This window comes from Microbacterium umsixpiens, assembly GCF_053543675.1.
On sequence record NZ_JBLVOH010000199.1, the window covers coordinates 3,408 to 6,342 of the forward strand.

Annotated in this window: 2 protein-coding genes; one reads left to right on the forward strand and one right to left on the reverse strand. The window is 69.1% G+C overall.

What is annotated here, in order from left to right; translation table 11 throughout:
* Nucleotides 1-1,269: FAD-dependent oxidoreductase (locus tag ACNPM4_RS17565; RefSeq protein ID WP_448986551.1), on the reverse strand; the 1,269-nt coding region annotated here is incomplete at its 3' end.
* A gap of 262 nt (nt 1,270-1,531) precedes the next feature.
* Between ACNPM4_RS17565 and ACNPM4_RS17570 the strand changes: the two genes are divergently transcribed.
* Nucleotides 1,532-2,890, forward strand: coding sequence for a DUF349 domain-containing protein (locus tag ACNPM4_RS17570; protein ID WP_262000970.1), 1,359 nt, complete (start codon nt 1,532-1,534; stop codon nt 2,888-2,890).
* The last annotated feature ends 45 nt before the right edge of the window (nt 2,891-2,935 follow it).

The following is a 2,935-nucleotide window of genomic DNA, read 5'->3' on the forward strand; positions in this document are numbered from 1 at the left end:
CCGGATGCGTCCGGCCGTCACGTTCGAGCACGAGCAGACGACCGCCTCGGCCGGCAGCTCGTTGTCGGGAAGCGCGGTGCCTCCCTCCGGCATCAGATACGCAGCGGGGTCGGCGCCCAGCGGTGCTCCGACCAGGGGACGGAGCGAACCGTAGGCCGAGGCATCGCCGACGAGGATGCCGCCCAAGAGTGTCTTTGCGTCGTCCGAGAGGACCAGCTTCTTGTAGACGCCGTTGACCGGGTCGGTGTAGACCACGTCCAGGGCATTCGGTGTGGAGGCGAACGCGTCGCCGAAGCTCGCCACATCCACACCGGAGAGCTTCAACTTCGACGAGTCGTCGTAGCCGGGGAAAGTGGCATCGCCGCCGAGAATCCGAGTGGCCGCCACCTCGGCCATGGCGTATCCGGGGGCCACGAGTCCGACGGAGCGTCCTTCGAAGTTGGCGACCTCGCCGATCGCGAGGACGTCGTCGTCGGCGGTGCGGCACCTCGAATCGATCAGTACGCCACCGTTGGGGTGCACGGCGAGATCGGCGAGGCGTGCCAGTGAGTCCTGCGGGCGCACGCCGACGGTGAAGATGACGACGTCCGTTCCCTGCATGCTGCCGTCCTGGAACTGCAGTGCCGCGACGGAGCCGGAGGCATCCGGGTCGATCCGTGTGGTCCGCGTTCCCGTCCGCACATCGATGCCCTTCGACTCGATCAGGCGGCGCAGGATGGTGCCACCCGCGAGGTCGAGCTGGGCGGACATCAGCCGGTCCGACGACTGCACCACCATGCACTCGACGTCGAGACCCTGCAACGCGCCGGCCGCCTCGAGGCCCAACAGTCCGCCGCCGATCACCGTCCCGCGCAACGGGCGGCCGAGCGACGCCGCGCGGCGCTGGACGAACGCGTCGATCGCGGCGACATCGTCGAGCGTCCGATAGACGAAGCAGCCGGGGAGCTCAGCGCCGTCGACGGCCGGCCGCATGGCGTAGGAGCCGGTCGCGAGGACGAGTGTCCCGTAGGCGTGGACCGCACCCGAGCGGGTGCGCACCGTGCGACGAGCCCGATCGATCCCGGTGACGCGATCATCGCCGATGAAGCGCACCCTGTCGTCCTGGAGGGTCTGCGGATCGAGTGCGAGGTCGTCGGCGCTCGCACCGGTGAAGAACGAGGTCAGACCGACGCGGTCGTACGGCGCTCGCGCCTCCTCGCCGATGACCGTGACTGTCGGCGCCGAACCGTCGCCGCGGAGCAGGCTCTCGACGAATCGGTGCGCGACCATTCCCGCCCCCACCACCACGACATCCGACGATGTGCTCTCCCGAACGATCACGAGCCCTCCTCTGTCCGTGGACTCGACGATAGAGACACGGTGTTTCGCGAAAGGCCGGGGCGGTGTTACACGGATCGAACGTTCTTCTCACAACTCGGTAACAGTCGTGTGAGATCGCGCTTCGAGCGAGTCCGGCAGGGCCCCGCGGGGCGTACTAGGCTGAGCCTCGTCCCTTCCGCCTCCCGCGGCCCTACCGCGCAAGGAGAATCACGTGTCTGCCACCGAGCCCTCGAAGCCGACTCCCCCCGTCCCCGCACCACCCGCCGTGCCGATGCCGCCGAAGGCACCCAAGCCGGCAGCCGTCGTGCCCGCCGCACCTGCGCCGTCTCCGGCCGCGTCGTCGACCTCCGCCGAATGGGGCCGCGTCTCCGACGACGGCACCGTCGAGGTACGCGAAGGCGAGGTCTGGCGCGTGGTCGGCCAGTACCCCGACGGCACGCCCGAGGAGGCGCTCGCCTACTTCGTGCGCAAGTTCGACGACATTGCCTTCAAGGTGCACACGCTCGAACAGCGTCACCAGGCAGGCGGCGCCTCGGCGAGCGACCTCGCGAAGCAGGCCGGTCATCTCATCGACGAAGCGACGGATGCCGCTGCCGTCGGCGACCTCGCAGGTCTGCGAGACCGTCTGAACGCCCTGACCTCATCGCTGTCCGAAGCCACCGAGCAGGAGGCGCAGCAGGCCAAGGAACTCGTCGACAAGGCGATCGCCGAGCGCACAGTGCTCGTGGAGAAGGCCGAGGCGATCGCCGCGCGCGACCTCAGCAAGGTGCAGTGGAAGCAGGTCACGGCCGAGCTCGGCGAGCTGTTCGACGCGTGGCAGGCGCAGCAGCAGAGTGGTCCCCGCCTCTCCAAGGGCATCTCCCAGCAGCTCTGGAAGCGGTTCCGCGATGCGCGCGCCGTGGTCGACAAGCAGCGTCGCGCCTTCTACTCCGAGCTCGACGATGCGCACAAGAGCGCTCGCGACGTGAAGACCCGCCTGGTCGAGCGTGCCGAGGCACTCGCGCCGCGCGGCACCGACGGGATTCCCGCCTACCGCACCCTGCTCGACGAGTGGAAGGCGGCCGGGCGCGCCGGGCGCAAGGCAGACGATGCACTGTGGGCGCGGTTCAAGGCGGCGGGCGATGCCCTGTACGCTGCTCGCGCCGAGCAGTCCGCCGCGGAAGAAGCGGAATCCGCCCCGAAGATCGAGGCCCGAGAGGCTCTCCTCGAAGAGGCCAAGGCGGTCGCCGACGAGTCGAACATCAAGCGTGCTCGCGCGCTGCTCACCCGCATCCAGCGGCAGTGGGATGAGATCGGCCGCATCTTCCCGCGGGACAAGGAGCGCGCGCTCGACGACAAGCTCCGCACGATCGAGCAGGGGCTGAAGGCCCGTGAAGACGTGGACTGGAAGAAGAACAACCCCGAGACCAAGGCACGCGCGAACGACATGAGCTCGCAGCTGCAGGAGGCCATCGAGAAGCTCGAAGCCGAGGTCGCCGCCGCTGAGAAGGCCGGCGACAAGAAGGCCGCGAAGGAAGCCGCTGACGCCCTCGAGGCTCGCCGCGCCTGGCTGAGTGCTCTGGGCGGCTGACCTTCTCCACAGGTCTCCGCGACCGTCTCGAACGCGGGGGGGACT